We start from the raw sequence: 13,300 nt of genomic DNA on the forward strand, positions 1-13,300 counted from the left end.
GCGCAGCCTGCTTCTCGTCCGCCACGGCGGGGCCTGACCGATCGGCCACCCCGCCGTGGGGTTACGTCGTCGGCCGGTCACCTCATTTCGTGACGGCCGCACGGCCAGGAAGCAGACCCATGACATCGCGTGCATTCCCCACCATCCACACCCCGCAAGGCGATACCGCCGGCAACGCTCCCGCGTGGAATCGCCAACGGCATTCCCGGATGCCGTCGCATCGCTACCGCACCGTGTACGACCGCGTGGAGGTGCCGCTCGTCGATCGTGGCTGGCCTGACGCACGGATCACCCAGGCGCCGCTGTGGGTGCCGGTCGACCTGCGCGACGGCAACCAGGCATTGGCCGAACCCATGGATCCCGAGCGCAAACGCCGGTTCTTCGAACTGCTGGTCGCCATGGGGTACAAGGAGATCGAGGTCGGCTACCCGTCGGCCTCGCAGACCGATTTCGACTTCGTGCGCTTGCTGGCCGACACCGATATCGCGCCGCCGGACGTCACGATCGTCGTTTTCACGCCGGCCCGGCGGGATCTGATCGAACGAACCGTCGCCTCGGTGCGTGGAATGCGCAACGAGGTGGTGATCCACATGTACACCGCCACCGCGCCGGTATGGCGAGAAACAGTGCTGGGCAAGGACACCAGTGAACTCCGTGAGCTGATCCTGGCGGGCGGACGCGATGTGCTCGAATTCGCAGGCGATCTGTCGAATGTGCGGTTCGAGTTCTCGCCGGAGGTGTTCAACCTGACCGAACCGGGTTATGTCCGCGACATCTGTGACGCGATGACGGAGCTGTGGGATGCCACACCGCAACGTCCGGTCATTCTGAACCTGCCCGCCACGGTGGAGGTGGCCACGCCGAATGTGTACGCCGATCAGATCGAATACATGCACCGCACATTGGCTCGACGCGACAGCATCATCCTGTCGGTCCACCCGCACAACGATCGGGGCACCGGCATCGCCTGCGCCGAACTCGCGGTGCTGGCGGGTGCTCAGCGGGTGGAGGGCTGCGTATTCGGCAATGGTGAACGCACCGGCAATGTCGATATCGCCACGCTCGCTTTGAATCTGCATGCCCAGGGGGTGGATCCGATGATCGATTTCTCCGATATCGACGAGATCCGCCGCACCGTCGAATACTGCACCCGGCTGTCCGTACCGGAACGCCACCCCTACGTCGGCGATCTGGTGCATACCGCGTTCTCCGGCACCCACCAGGACGCCATCAAGAAGGGTATGGCCGAACACCGCGCCCGAGCACTCGATTCGGGACGTCATGAGCGCGAGATCGAGTGGCAGGTACCGTATCTGCCGATCGACCCCGTCGATATCGGCCGCAGCTACGACGCCGTGATCCGAGTGAACTCCCAGTCCGGCAAGGGTGGGATCGCCTACCTGTTGCAGACCGAGTACGGCATGGATCTGCCGCGGCGGCTGCAGATCGACTTCGCTCGCCACGTACAGCACCACGCCGACGGAAGCGGCGGTGAAATCACCGCAGCCGAACTGCGCGAACTGTTCGACCGGACCTACCTGGACGCGATGTCGGACGCGGTAACCCTTGACCACTGGCAGACCGGCGAATCCACAACCACCGTCACCCTGACCGCCGAAAGCCGCACGCACACCAGCGAACACCGCGGTGTCGGACCGGTCGATGCGCTGACAGCCGCGCTCACGGAGCTGGGCCGGCCCATCGAGGTGCTGGCCCTGCACCAGCAGTCGCTCGGCTCAGGTAACGACAGCTCGGCGATCACCTACCTCGAATGCCGGATGAACGGCCGAACCGAATGGTCCTGCGGCCACAGCGACTCCGTACTCACCGCGACCCTGGCAGCGGTCGTCCGTGCAGCGAACACGGTGGTGCCGTCGGCGGTGTGAAGGTGTGCGGTGCGGTGATCGATCGCGGTTGCCGCACCGCCAACTTCGGTTGGTGCCCGTGCCACCCGGGGTGCAGTGGCCCCGGTTCGGAGAAACCGAGCGAGTTACTGGCCCGTGCGTCCGTCGATGCGTTCGCGGAGGAAGTCGGCGTGGCCGTTGTGGCGGGCGTATTCCTCGATCATGTGGAGGTAGACCCAGCGGAGGGTGTATTCGGTCCCGGTCACGGGGTGGTGGCAGCGGTGGTCGAGGGGGAGGTCGGCGACGGCGGCGTCGGCTAGTTCGGTTTCGAGCCGGTAGGTGGTGAGGTCGGTGGCGGGGTCGGCGTCGGGGACGTCGTCGAAGTCGCCGTCGGGGTTGGATTCGGAGCAGTAGAGGTAGTCGAGGGAGTCTCCGGCGGCGGTGACGCGGAACCAGCCGCGCTCGTTCTCGGTCAGGTGCCGGAGCAAGCCGTGTAGCGACATCGTCGACGGTGCAACGCAGCGCTGAGCGAGTTGCGCTGGGTCGAGGCCCGCGCATTTGAGCAGCAACGTCTGGCGGTGGTAGTCCAGCCAGGACTGCAGCATCGGCCGTTCATCGGCCAGGGACAACGTCTCGATCCGATCGATCTCGGGTGCGATCCACGCCACCGGGCGACTGTACCGTGCCGTATCCGGGACGCCGGGTGATTTTCGGCCGAATTCCGCGTATCGACGATTCGAGCAGTTGAACGCTCGCGCGCACCGACAGGGGGTGTCGGTGCGGCGATGACGCAGAATGCTCAGCTCGGTCTGACACTGAGCTGAGCACGGACCAAGCGCTACCGTGCCGCGCTGAATCGGTCTGCCACCGGCCCGTGCAGATGACCGGCGGGTAAAGTGCGCCCGCACAGCACCATCAGCAGGTCCTGGGCGCGTCCGGTGAGTGGCGTGCCGGTGCCGTAACTCCAGTCGAGATCGTCGGCGCGCAGCTGGATGCCATTCAGGTCGACGCCGAAATACTTCACCTGTTTCGGCCGCACCGAATCGAGCACGAGCAGCAACCGGTCCGCTGGAACGCCCTGGTCGAGGCCGAGACCGACGGTGATGTCGAGCCCGTGGATGACGTCATGGCTGAGCGCGCCGACGAACCCACCGCCGGGTGGCTTCCACGGATGGTTCACGTTGTTGCGCAGTGAGGCGAGCAGCTGCTCCGAGGTGAGGTCGGCGGCATCGGCGCGGGCACTGCGGTCGGCCATCCGATTGAAGTCGCCGCGCGCCTTGATCATGCCGAGGACGAACCGGGGTAGCGAGAAGCGGAACGGCATCGTGATATGTGCGACGACCTCGCGTACCCGCCAGCCCTCGCAGAGTGTCGGCGCATCCCAGCCGGCGTCGTCCAGCCCGGTCAGCACGTCGGCCAGGTATGTGCGCTGCGCGGCGATCGCGGCCCGGACATCGCTGTCGGTCATCGTCAACTCCTCACCATTCGACACATGGACAGGTGGGTACACCAGCCCCTCGTGAATAGGACGTGGCGAAGCCCCGGAACTCATCGCCGACCGGCCAGTGAATCCGGCGGCCGCCACTTTGCCGCCGGTTCCGCCGATCCGGCTGGCCAGGACTCTGACCTGGCCTCCACCTCGCGCCGCAGATGGTCGTTGCGGTGATCCGAGGACGGCGCGGATCGGTTATGGTGTGCGGCAGTTTGCGTGGTGGAGGGAATTCGGGTGGATCGACGGCTGGCGCCGGGGCAGGAGTTCGCCGGATATCGGATCGACCGGCTGCTCGGGACAGGCGGGATGGGGGAGGTGTATCTCGCCCGGGATCGTGATCTGCCGCGGCCGGTAGCGTTGAAGCTGCTCAGCCCGGTGATCGGTGACGACGGTGAGGTGCGGGCCCGGTTCCTGCGGGAGGCCGATACAGCGGCGCGGCTGGCGCACCCGAATATCGTCGCGGTGTATGCCAGGGGGCAGGAGCAGGACAGGCTCTGGATGGCGATGCAATACATCGAGGGCACCGATGTGACGACCGCCCTGCGCGAGGGTCCGATCCGGCCAGGTGATGCCGTGCGGATCACCGTGGAAACCGCGAAGGCCCTGGATCACGCACACCGATCCGGTGTGCTGCACCGAGATGTGAAGCCGGCCAACATCCTGCTGGAATGGGGTCCGCAACGGCAGGTCTATCTCACCGATTTCGGTATCGCCAAGGCGCTGGACCGTGCCGACGGCCTGACCAGGACCGGAGAGTTGTATGCGAGTTTCCAGTACGCGGCACCCGAACTATTCGAGATGCGCGCCGATACCGATCACCGCGCCGATGTCTATGCGCTCGGCTGCACGCTCTACTACATGCTCACCGGAGTACTCCCGTATCCGGGAGATTCGACCGGTCAGCTCATCAATGCCCATCTCAATGCGCCGATACCGCGTCCGAGCGAACACGATCCGGCTGTGCCGTCTACCTTCGACGAGGTCATCGCCCGCGCCATGGCCAAGAACCGCGGCGACAGGTTCGGCAGCTGTGGCGAACTGGCGGCGGCCGCGCGGCGGGCGCTGACCACCGTTCCCGCGGCACCACATCCCGAACCGGTATCCCGGTGGCGCCGCGCCCGCACGCCGATCGCTGCGGCGACGGCCGCGATCGCCGTCTTCGTCTCGGCCGCCGTAGCAACAGTGGTGCTGCGCGGCGGCGATTCGGAAGCAAGCACCCCGCCCGCGGGCGCGCAGGCCGCGGCGGAGCAGGCGGCCTGCGATTACAGCAAGCTGATGGGCACCTACGACTACGACGATCCGGCCGGGTGGGAACGTAGCGTCCACGACGGCGCCACCGGGGAATGGGCGACGCAGGCGGCCGGCATCCTGCCAATGGTCGGCATGCTCGTTGGCTCCGACCCGGTCCGTTCCCGCGCCTCCGACGCCGAATGCACCGCGACCATGAGCGAGGCCGATACAGTGGCCGACGTCGATGTCCTGCTCACACAGGTCAACTCGCCTCCGGGTAAACCGGACGAGACCGAGCAGATCACCATGTCCACTCGCATGGAGCTGGTCGACGGGAAGTGGCTGTGCAGCCGACTCGTCACGCCACTGCTGCCCAATTGAGATCAGGACCGACTTCGAACATCGACACTACGGAGTCTGCTGTGCTGATATGCGCGAGCGCGGCTGAGCGGGCGTCGGTCCTCATGCCACCACGCTGTGGTTTGTGATGGTTGTCTCGACCGGCCGAAACCTTGCCTCCACCGGAGTGCCCGCTTCTAAGCTGTACGCGCTGCACAATGGAGGTTTCATCTTGACGGTCGAGGTGCCGATTCACCCTGGGGCAGGTGCGTTACGGACCGGCCAGGATCCGGCGCCACGCCACGAGCCTCCGGTATCGATGATCGAGCGAATGACGCTGATCCTGGACGCTTTCGACGGTGCGACGCCGATGCTCACGTTGCACCGGATCGTGGAACGCACCGGACTGCCGCGCTCGACCGTGCACCGCATTCTCGATCAGATGATCCGCCTCCGCTGGCTGGCCCACGCACCCGGCGGCTATCGCCTCGGGTTACGCGTGCTCGAGCTCGGCGGACTGGCCGCCGGGCACAACGAGATCCGCGATGCGGTGAGCCCGCTGCTGCACGATCTGTGCCGGCGCAGCGACCTGGATCTCGTCGGGCACCTCGGAGTTCTGGACGGCCGCGAGGTGCTGTATCTGGACAAGGTAGGCGGCAGCCAGACCGCGAACGTGCCGACTCGACTCGGCGGCCGGATGCCCGCACACAGCACCGCACTCGGCAAGGCGTTGCTCGCCGCGCTGGAGCCGGGTGTTGTGGACGCCTCGTTCCGTGACCGGCTGCCGCAGTTGACCTCGCGGACGATCGGCGATCGCGTCGAACTGCACCGCGAACTCACCCGCATCCGGCACCGCCAGGGTGTCGCGGTCGACAACGAGGAGTCGGTGCCTGGCATCGGCTGCGTCGCAGTTCCGGTGCGCAGGCGCGGGACTGCGGTGGCGGCGCTGTCGCTGAGTACCCGGATCGGGGCGGACCGGTCGGCTACCGATCTCAGCAACCAGGCCCGGATGTTGATGAGTCTCGCGCGCGAAGCGGCCGATCTACTCGCTGCCCGTTTCTGAGCGGTCAGATCCGGCGTCCATGCTCTTTGCCGGCAGATCCGGGCCGATGGCTGTCACGTCGGGGCCGGTCCGGGTGTGCCGGTCCGGCCCCGAACCATGTCAGCCCAATTCAGCGGCGATGGCGCGTCCGGCCGCGCGCCCGGAGAAGATGCATCCGCCGAGGAAAGTGCCCTCCAGCGCGTTGTAGCCGTGCACCCCGCCACCACCGAATCCGGCGACCTCACCCGCGGCGTACAGGCCGGGCAGCGGATCACCGTCCGGCTGCATGACCCGCGACTTCAGGTCGGTTTGCAGGCCGCCGAGCGTTTTACGAGTCAGGATGTTCAACCGGACGGCGATGAGCGGTCCCGCTGCCGGATCGAGGATGCGGTGCGGTTTGGCGACGCGCCCGGCCTTGTCGCCGAAGTACTGGCGAGCGTTGGTCATCGCCATCAGCTGGGCGTCCTTGGAGAACTTGTTGGCCACTTCCCGGTCGCGGGCCACGATCTGGCGTTCGAGGTCGGCGTGGTCGAGCTGGGGTCCACGGGCGATCTTGTTCATTCCGTCCACGAGTTCGCGCAACGTGTCGGCGACGACGAAATCGGCGCCGTGCTGCTTGAACGCCTCCACCGGCCCCGGTGCGCCCTTGGCGACGCGGCTCTTGAGGGTCAGCTTGAGGTCCTTGCCGGTGATATCGGGATTCTGTTCCGAACCCGAGAGCGCGAACTCCTTCTCGATGATCGATTGCGTCAGCACGAACCACGAATAGTCATGGCCGGTGGCCAGAATCGCTTTCATGGTGGTGTTGGTATCGAAGCCGGGGAAACACGGTGCTGGCAGCCGCTTGCCATTTGCGTCGAACCACAGCGACGACGGGCCGGGAATGATTCGGATGGCGTGATCGGGCCAGATCGGATCCCAATTCATGATGCCCTCGGTGTAATGCCACATGCGGTCGCGGTTGACGATGGCGCCGCCCGCGGCCTCGCTGATCCCGAGCATGCGGCCGTCCACATGCGCGGGGACACCGGAGATCATGGTCTCCGGGCACGGTCCCAGCCGTTCGGCGGGCCAGTTCTGGCGAATGAGATCGTGGTTGTGGCCGATACCGCCGGAGGTGACGACGACCGCTTTCGCGCGGAATTCGAAATCGCGGACCACCGTTCGCGACGAGGCCTTGCCGCGGTCGAGATCGGTCGGCTCGAGCACGCTGCCGCGCACGCCCGTCACGGCGCCGTCCTCGACGACGAGTTCGTCGACGCGGTGCCGGAACGCGAACCGAACCAGGCCCTTTCGCTCGCCCTCCAGCACCGGTTCGGCGAAGACCCGCACCACTTCGGGACCTGTGCCCCAGGTGAGGTGGAACCGGGGGACGGAGTTGCCGTGCCCGTCGGCGGTGGCGCCGCCGCGTTCGGCCCAGCCGACCAGTGGCGTCACTCGCAGGCCGAGCGCGTGTAGATAGTCGCGCTTCTCGGTGGCGGCGAATCGTACATACTCCCTGGCCCACTGCCTGGCCCAATGGTCTTCGTCCTCGCGGTCGAAACCGGCGGATCCGAACCAATCCTGGAGTGCGAGTTCGTAGGAATCCTTGATGCCGAGGCGGCGCTGCTCGGGACTGTCGACGAAGAACAGGCCGCCGAGCGACCAGAAGGCCTGGCCGCCCAGATTGTTGCGGTTCTCCTGATCCAGGACCAGTACCCGGCGGCCGGCCCGGACCAGTTCGTAGGTGGCGACCAGGCCGGCGAGACCTGCGCCGACGACGATGACCTCGGGTTCGTCGAGAGATGCGGACACGTTCATCCTCCGATGTCGGTGCTGTAGGCCAGCACGATGTGGCAGAAAAGGTCGATGCGCCGTGCGCGCACCACGGGGTTGTCGGGCTCCAGCAGAATCTGCACGGAGGTGCCGTCATGGGCGGCGACCAGGGCGTGGCCGAGTGCCGCGGGATCGGGCACGGTGCGGCCGACGCGGGCGAGCGCGGTCGCGATACTCGGTACCAGTGCGGCGACGATCGCCTCCTCCCGCGCCGCCATGACCCGGCTCAGTCCGGGAGTGCGCAGCGCGTGCGCGGTGAATTCGGCGGTGATGCGGTACCAGCCGTCATCGATGGGGACGGCGTCGGTGAGGCGCTCGACGGCCGTGCGCACGTCGGCGACGTCGTCGATGCTGATCTCGTCCAAGGTGGCGCGGACGTCGTCGAGCATGGTTGCGGCGCGCTGCTCCCACATGGTCAGGAACAGCTCATCGAGCGAGCCGAAATTGGAGTAGAACGCACCTCGGGTGAACCCGGCCGCCTCACAGACCTGCTCGACGGTGCTGCGACCGAATCCGACCGCGGCGAAGACCTCATACGCGGCTTCGAGTAGACGGCCGCGGGTGGCCGCGCGACGTCGCGTGACCCGTTTGGCCGGGGTTTGCGCCGTGGACGATGACACTCGGAACCTTCCGTCACGCTCTGACCGATACATCTTTGTATTCGATACGGGAATGTATCAGAACCAACCCTCCGAGTGGGGCGATTCGGAAGAGTAGGGTCCAGGCACAACCCGCAGCGCTCGCCGTCGACAAGGGGAAGTGACATGGGCGAAGCAGACCGCGAACAGGCAGCCCGGATGCGGTGTTGGCGGGTGCGCGCGCCCGGGCCGATCAGTGGCCGTCCGCTGGAATTCACCACGGCCACGCGGCCGGAGCCCGCGGCAGGGGAGTTGCTGGTGCGGGTGCTGGCCTGCGGGGCGTGCCGCACCGATCTCCACGTCGCCGAGGGTGATCTGCCGGTGCATCGGGACCGGGTGGTGCCGGGCCATGAGGTCGTCGGTGAGGTGGTCGGCGTCGGTCCATCTCGGCCACCTGATGAGGCCGTCGGCCTCGACGTGGATTTCGTGCCGGGCGACCGGGTCGGGATCGCCTGGCTGCGCCATACCTGCGGCACCTGCCGATCTTGTCGCCGCGGAGCCGAGAACCTCTGTCCCCGTTCGCGTTATACCGGGTGGGACGCCGACGGTGGCTACGCCGAATATGCCGTGGTCCCGGCGGCATACGCCCTGCGGCTACCCGACGGCTACAGCGACACCGACACGGCGCCACTGCTGTGTGCCGGGATCATCGGCTACCGGGCGCTACGCAGAGCTGCACTACCTGCCGGCGGACGGCTCGGCATCTATGGTTTCGGCGGCAGCGCCCACATCGCCGCCCAGGTGGCGATGGCCGAGGGCGCCGAAGTGCACGTCATGACTCGCGACCGAGAAGCCCGAGAACTCGCTCTCGCGCTCGGTGCCGCCTCTGTCGACGGTGCGACGGATCCGCCACCGGTGGCGTTGGATTCGGCCATCCTGTTCGCACCGGTCGGCGAGCTGGTCCCGCCCGCGCTGGAAGCGCTCGACAGCGGCGGGGTGCTGGCGGTCGCGGGCATCCACCTCAGCGATATCCCGGCGCTGAACTATCAACGGCACCTGTTCCGGGAACGCGAGATCCGCTCGGTGACCGCCAACACCCGCGCCGATGCACGCGAATTCCTGGCTTTCGCAGGGCGCCACCGTATTCGGCTGACCACCCACGCGTATCAGCTCGGCGCCGCCGATCATGCGCTCGCCGACCTGGCAGGCGGACGTTTCGCCGGCGCCGCGGTTCTGGTGCCATGACGGGCCAGCACACGAATAGGCGTTGAGTCGATATCGGTTGGTACATCTCGCTTGACCCGGCCTTCCCGCATTCGTACCTTCGCGGATACAGCCGAGCCGGTGGTGCCGACACCGGGCTCCCGGCAGGCACTTTCGGGTGTGGACGGCGGTGATCACGATGGCCGGACGACGGCTACGGATTGATATCCGTTATGCGGCAACGCTATTCGCGGCAGTTCTGCTCGTACTCGGAATCGGATCCTGGTGTGGCAGCGGGCATACGACGTGGTGGTCGGATATTCGCAGGGTGCGGTCGTGGTGCACGGCGCGCTCGGGACCGGGGTCATGGTCGCCATGCCCGGAATCCGTCAGCTGCCGCCGATGTCGGCGCCGCGGATCGCTGCCGTACTGCTCTTCGGTGACCCGCTGCGCCTCAACGCCTGGTCGGTCGCGGATATGTACGCGGGCCGGACCAGGAACTATTGCGCCCCTGGTGATCCGATCTGCCAACTCGGTGCGACCAACCCCGACGCGCATGTCGGCTACCGCGACACGATCGCCGCGGCAGCCGACTTCGCGGCCCTCATGCTCTGAATGCCGGCCCTACCAATGCAGGCCGGGAACAACCCTCGCCATCCTCGCCGCCGGCCCGGGCAGCGCCATCAATGGCAGCAGTACCGGCGACAACACCGTCAACGGACTGCGCGCGGGTTCGGCGAGCTGGTCCGCGGTCGCGGCTCCCGGACCCTCCGGCCGCAGCGTCGCGCCCGAGGCCGCCTTGGATTCGCCGAACATCCGATAACCCTGATGCATGATCGTCCGCTTGACCGATGGCATCAGCAGCTCGACGGCCTGAGCGAAGGTGCCGACCGGGGTATCGATGCGATCGGGGCGATCGACCAACGCGCGCACCACGATGGCAGCCGCCTGTGCCGGATCCGGCACAGGCAGTGAGCGGTACAGATCGGTCGGCGCGATCATCGGCGTCCGCACCAGGGGCATCCGCACCGAGGTGAAGGTGATGCCCGCGTCGCGGTTCTCCACGGCCGCGATCTCACTGAAGTTGTCCAGCGCCGACTTGCTGGCGACATAGGCGGCGAAGCGGGGCACCTTCGTCTGCACCGCGATGGACGAAATATTGACGATATGGCCGAATCGGCGTTCCCGCATCGACGGCAGCAGTGCCAGGATCAACCGGACCGCACCGAAATAGTTGACCGCCATGGTCCGTTCGAAGTCGTGCATCCGGTCGGTGGAGTTGAGCACCGAGCGACGGATCGACCGGCCGGCATTGTTCACCAGGTAGTCGACTCCGCCGTGGTCGGCGAGCACCGTCGCCACCAGAGCGTCGACGGCGTCGGCGTCGGTGATATCGCACGAGTAGGCATGGGCGTCGCCGCCGTCGGCGCGCACCGCCTCCGCCGCGGCCTCGAGTTCTGCGCGTCCGCGCGCCACCATCAGAACCGTCGCGCCACGGCGCGCCACGGCGTGGGCGGTGGCAAGTCCGATTCCGGAGGACGCGCCCGTGATCAGGACGATGCGCCCGGTAAATGTCTCCTCGGAGGAAGCAGGTCGGTGACGATCCGGATCGAGGTTGGTCCGCCAGTATTCCCACAGACGTCCGGCGTAGCTGTCGAACTCGGGCACCGTCAGACCACGCAGCAGCGCGCGGGTGGAGTCGGAGACGAACTCGGCCGAGAACGACACATGCGGCGCCACGGCGGCAGGAATTCCCAGACGTTCGAGCAGGAAATCGCGGACCGTCGGCACACCGGGCAGATGCGACAGACCGCTCAGTGCGCGTCGGCTACCTGGCAGCAGTCCGACACCCGCGGGAGCGCCTGCGGCCGTCGCGAGGGCGCCGTAGATCTCGCCGAACGGCTGTGGACGCGGATTCACCAGGTGGAAGGTGCGCCCGTCCAGCCCTGGCCGACGCACGAGCTCGACCATGGCGGAAGCGACGTAGTCGACCGGAACGACATTGGTCGCACCGAGATCCGGCAGTGGGATCGGCAGCTCGGCCGGCAGTCCACCGAGCGAGGCGATCGCGGGGAAGAAGTAGTAGGGACCGTCGATCTTGTCCATTTCGCCGGTGCGCGAATCACCGACAACGATGGCCGGCCGGTACACCCGCCATCGCACGTCGCGCGATTCCCGCACCATTTTCTCGGCGGCGAATTTGGTGCGATGGTACGGCGAGGTCAGTTGCTGGCCGAGATCGAAATCCTCCTCGAAGAACCGGCCGCGGTGATCGCCCGCCACCGCCACCGAGGAAACGTGATGCAGTATTGCGTCGAGTTGTTGTGCCAGTGCCAGAACAGAATTGGTGCCGCGCACATTGGCGGCGTGTGCGGTGTCCTCATCGGCGGTCATATCGTAGACGGCGCCGAGATGGATGATGTGTTCGGCGGGGGGTGCGGGCTCGGTCAACCCGAGTCCATCCGCGGTGAGGTCGCCGACCAGCGGGACCACCCGTTCGCTGCCACGCCACCGGGTGGCCAGCGCATCGAACTTCGTCAGCGATTCCGCGCGCACCAGAATGTGCACGGTCGCGTCCGGCTCATTGTCCAGAATTCCTTGCACGACACGGCGACCAAGAAAACCGGTACCGCCTGTCACGATAAAAGAAGCCACCGTCTTACCCCTGCTGTTCACTCGAAGCCGTTGTCGCACAGAGTTGCCCGGCATGCTGCGGTGAATGCGGACATCGAAAGATTTCGACCCCCGAAGAATCCGTCGGGTCGAGAGTAGGAACATCATCGTCCTGACTGACCGGAACATTAATGGGGGTTACCCGCCGGTAGCAAGCTGGACCGGCTGGGAAGCGTTGTGGGAATGGTCACGAAACGGTCGGTGGGGTTTTTGTGTGTTACAACAGTTTTCAGGTAATGAATATGCAACTCGCGGTGACAGATAATGGCCTTAGCGGGTATCCGGCCGCGTTCGACACCGCAGCGGACCTTCGCGCGCGGGCCGCGGTTGGTAGGTATCGGCAGCGCGGCCAGGACAGAGCCGGCCGCACTGCCATCAAGACGGGCGGCGCGTCGGGAATTCTTCGGCGAGTTCCTCGAAGACGGCGGTGTTCATCGCGAAGGCGCGCTGCCCCTCATCGAGGACGCGGCGGCGCTCGAGATCGTCGAGCGGCATGCGATCGAGCAGTGCACGATATTCCCGCTTGAACGCGGCCGGGTTACCGACCGCGTCGAAGACGTAGAACCGCACACCATCACCGCGATGGGGCAGGTTCCACAGCTTCTCGGCGGTCCCGCGGATGACCTGCCCGCCGGACAGGTCGCCGAGGTAGCGGGTGTAGTGGTGGGCGATGTAGCCGCCGGGCCAGTCGCGGGCGCATTCGTCGATCCGGGCGGCGTATGCGGCGGTAGCGGGCAGCGGTTCGAGTCCGTCGCGCCAGCCGGGCCCGGCCAGATGCGCGAGATCGCGTTCGAGTTCGGCGGTGCGGGCCAGCTCGGGACGGATGAACGGCCCGGCGATCGGGTCCTCGGCCAAACTGTCCCAGCGACCTTCCAACGCCCGGTAGACGAACCACAGCTGCCCGGTGTAACGCAGGTAGGACTCGACGCCGAGTTCGCCGCCGAGCATGTCGGAGATGAACGAGGAGTTCTCCGCCTCTTCGTGCTGTCGGGCGGTGGCGCTGCGAATCTGCGCGGAGAACGGTAAGGGCGCCGCCGGCGCCGCGGTGGCGTATTCGGTACTCGACACATCCGGACCATGCGAC

General features: G+C 66.7%; 11 protein-coding genes. 5 read left to right on the forward strand and 6 right to left on the reverse strand.

Annotation, left to right across the window (positions count from 1 at the left end):
- Positions 1–119: 119 nt before the first annotated feature.
- On the forward strand, positions 120–1,886 hold the full coding sequence (locus tag GV792_RS00570) for a 2-isopropylmalate synthase (RefSeq protein ID WP_163821610.1): 1,767 nt from the start codon (positions 120–122) through the stop codon (positions 1,884–1,886).
- 104 nt (positions 1,887–1,990) lie between these two features.
- On the opposite strand, the gene GV792_RS00575 is transcribed toward GV792_RS00570, so the two are convergent.
- Both GV792_RS00575 and GV792_RS00580 read right to left on the reverse strand, forming a co-directional pair.
- Positions 1,991–2,512: a DinB family protein gene (locus GV792_RS00575; RefSeq protein WP_163821611.1), complete on the reverse strand. Its 522-nt coding sequence runs from the start codon at positions 2,510–2,512 to the stop codon at positions 1,991–1,993.
- A 170-nt stretch (positions 2,513–2,682) separates the two neighbouring features.
- Positions 2,683–3,312 (reverse strand): maleylpyruvate isomerase family mycothiol-dependent enzyme, encoded by a 630-nt coding sequence (locus GV792_RS00580; protein WP_163821612.1) that lies wholly within the window; start codon positions 3,310–3,312, stop codon positions 2,683–2,685.
- A gap of 258 nt (positions 3,313–3,570) precedes the next feature.
- Between GV792_RS00580 and GV792_RS00585 the strand changes: the two genes are divergently transcribed.
- Positions 3,571–4,947, forward strand: coding sequence for a serine/threonine-protein kinase (locus tag GV792_RS00585; protein WP_309138633.1), 1,377 nt, complete (start codon positions 3,571–3,573; stop codon positions 4,945–4,947).
- Positions 4,948–5,092: 145 nt separating this feature from the next.
- Positions 5,093–5,968, forward strand: a complete 876-nt coding sequence (locus tag GV792_RS00590; protein WP_309138634.1) for an IclR family transcriptional regulator — start codon at positions 5,093–5,095, stop codon at positions 5,966–5,968.
- A gap of 99 nt (positions 5,969–6,067) precedes the next feature.
- Here the strand turns inward: GV792_RS00590 and GV792_RS00595 are convergent, their stop codons facing one another.
- Entirely contained in the window at positions 6,068–7,741 is a 1,674-nt protein-coding gene (locus GV792_RS00595; protein WP_309139056.1) for an FAD-binding dehydrogenase, read from the reverse strand.
- A 2-nt stretch (positions 7,742–7,743) separates the two neighbouring features.
- The gene (locus GV792_RS00600; RefSeq protein ID WP_309138636.1) at positions 7,744–8,382 is read right to left on the reverse strand and encodes a TetR/AcrR family transcriptional regulator; all 639 of its coding nucleotides are present in this window, start codon (positions 8,380–8,382) and stop codon (positions 7,744–7,746) included.
- Positions 8,383–8,559: 177 nt separating this feature from the next.
- On the opposite strand from GV792_RS00600, the gene GV792_RS00605 reads away from it, so the two are divergent.
- On the forward strand, positions 8,560–9,585 hold the full coding sequence (locus GV792_RS00605) for a zinc-binding alcohol dehydrogenase family protein (protein WP_163822169.1): 1,026 nt from the start codon (positions 8,560–8,562) through the stop codon (positions 9,583–9,585).
- Between the two features lie 243 nt (positions 9,586–9,828).
- Entirely contained in the window at positions 9,829–10,158 is a 330-nt protein-coding gene (locus GV792_RS00610; RefSeq protein ID WP_309138637.1) for a cutinase family protein, read from the forward strand.
- Between the two features lie 9 nt (positions 10,159–10,167).
- On the opposite strand, the gene GV792_RS00615 is transcribed toward GV792_RS00610, so the two are convergent.
- Both GV792_RS00615 and GV792_RS00620 read right to left on the reverse strand, forming a co-directional pair.
- Positions 10,168–12,198, reverse strand: coding sequence for an SDR family oxidoreductase (locus GV792_RS00615; protein WP_163821615.1), 2,031 nt, complete (start codon positions 12,196–12,198; stop codon positions 10,168–10,170).
- Positions 12,199–12,591: 393 nt separating this feature from the next.
- The gene (locus GV792_RS00620; RefSeq protein ID WP_163821616.1) at positions 12,592–13,284 is read right to left on the reverse strand and encodes a biliverdin-producing heme oxygenase; all 693 of its coding nucleotides are present in this window, start codon (positions 13,282–13,284) and stop codon (positions 12,592–12,594) included.
- Positions 13,285–13,300: the final 16 nt, after the last annotated feature.

The sequence above is a fragment of the Nocardia cyriacigeorgica genome (assembly GCF_010868145.1).
In the GTDB taxonomy this organism is placed as follows: Bacteria; Actinomycetota; Actinomycetes; order Mycobacteriales; family Mycobacteriaceae; genus Nocardia; species Nocardia cyriacigeorgica_D.

Coding starts and splice junctions, on each gene's coding strand:
- GV792_RS00570 (WP_163821610.1), top strand. CDS start 120: ATGACATCGCGTGCATTCCCCACCATCCACACCCCGCAAGGCGATACC.
- GV792_RS00580 (WP_163821612.1), bottom strand. CDS start 3,312: ATGACCGACAGCGATGTCCGGGCCGCGATCGCCGCGCAGCGCACATAC.
- GV792_RS00605 (WP_163822169.1), top strand. CDS start 8,560: ATGCGGTGTTGGCGGGTGCGCGCGCCCGGGCCGATCAGTGGCCGTCCG.